This window comes from Streptomyces sp. NPDC058964 (assembly GCF_042741275.1).
Taxonomy (GTDB): Bacteria; Actinomycetota; Actinomycetes; order Streptomycetales; family Streptomycetaceae; genus Streptomyces.
Map to the genome: position 1 here is coordinate 1 of NZ_JBHYKH010001027.1, position 1168 is coordinate 1168.

General features: G+C 69.2%; 2 protein-coding genes. Both read left to right on the top strand.

All coding sequences use genetic code 11. From position 1 onward, the window contains the following. Nucleotides 1–130: 130 nt before the first annotated feature. Entirely contained in the window at nucleotides 131–1012 is an 882-nt protein-coding gene (locus tag ACFW2E_RS47390) for an ACP S-malonyltransferase (RefSeq protein WP_384478510.1), read from the top strand. Next, nucleotides 1012–1168, top strand: a 157-nt coding sequence (locus ACFW2E_RS47395) for an FAD-dependent oxidoreductase (protein WP_384478512.1), incomplete at its 3' end; no start/stop codon positions are given. The genes ACFW2E_RS47390 and ACFW2E_RS47395, both read left to right, overlap by 1 nt.

The following is a 1168-nucleotide window of genomic DNA, read 5'->3' on the forward strand; positions in this document are numbered from 1 at the left end:
CCTGGTGGCCCTGGAGGAAGTGGTGTCCATGGCCGTCGAGGGCAGCGCCCCGGCGGTGCGGGAGGCCCCGGCCCCCGCACCCGCCGCCGCGCCATTCACCGTCTTCGAGCTGAACTGACGGGGGGCGACGATGGCCGGCGATGTGCTGATGTTTCCCGGGCAGGGCTCGCAGCGCCTGGGCATGGGCAGGGACGTGTTCGACGCCTATCCCCAGCTGTGCGAGAGGGCCGACGACCTCGTCGGCCACTCCTTGCGCGAGCTGTGCCTGGAGGACCCCCGCGGGCTGCTCAACGAGACCTCGTACACCCAGCAGGCGATCTACTTCGTCAGCTGTCTGATGTACCTGGCCCACACCGAGCAGCACGGGGACGCGCCGGTGCGGTGCGTGACGGGGCACAGCTTGGGGCTGTACCCGGCGCTGTTCGCGGTCGGCGTCTTCGACCTCTTCGAGGGGCTCGAGATCGTCTCGAAGCGCGGCGCCCTCATGCAGGAGGCGCGGGGCGGAGCGATGGTCGCGGTCCTGGGACCGCAGGCGCACGCCATCGACGAAGACCTCGTCCGACTGGAGGTCTTCGACGTGGACGTGGCCAACTACAACAGCCCGGACCAGGTCGTCCTCAGCGCGGCGAAGCCGTGCCTGGAGGAGCTGGTGCCACGCCTCGAAGAGATCGGCCACCGCTGTGTGTGGCTGCCGGTCAGCGGGGCCTTCCACTCCCGGCACATGGAGCAGGCTCGGCGCGCGTTCGCCCTGTTCCTGCGTGATCGGGAGTTCGCGCCGCCCACCAGGACCGTCGTCTCCACGACGAGCGGCCGGACACTGGGTGCCCAACACCTGTTGGAGGAGATGGTCTTCCAGCTGGTGAAGCCGGTGCGGTGGTGGCAGACCGCGACCTATCTGGCCCGTGCGGGGCACAGGACCTTCAAGGAGATCGGTCCCGGCACGGTGCTGACCAAATTGAGCGCACAGATCCTCGGCGACGAATCCGCGCCGCAGGCCGATCCCAGGAAGTGATGACCGTGGAATCAGCAAACAGCAGGGTCGCCGTGATCGGTGGCGGCGGCTCAGGCGCCGTCGCGGCCTGGCAGTTGTCCCAGAAGTACGACGTGACGCTCTTCGAGGCGGGCGAGTACCTGGGCGGGCACGCGTACAGCCACCCGGTCGAGACGG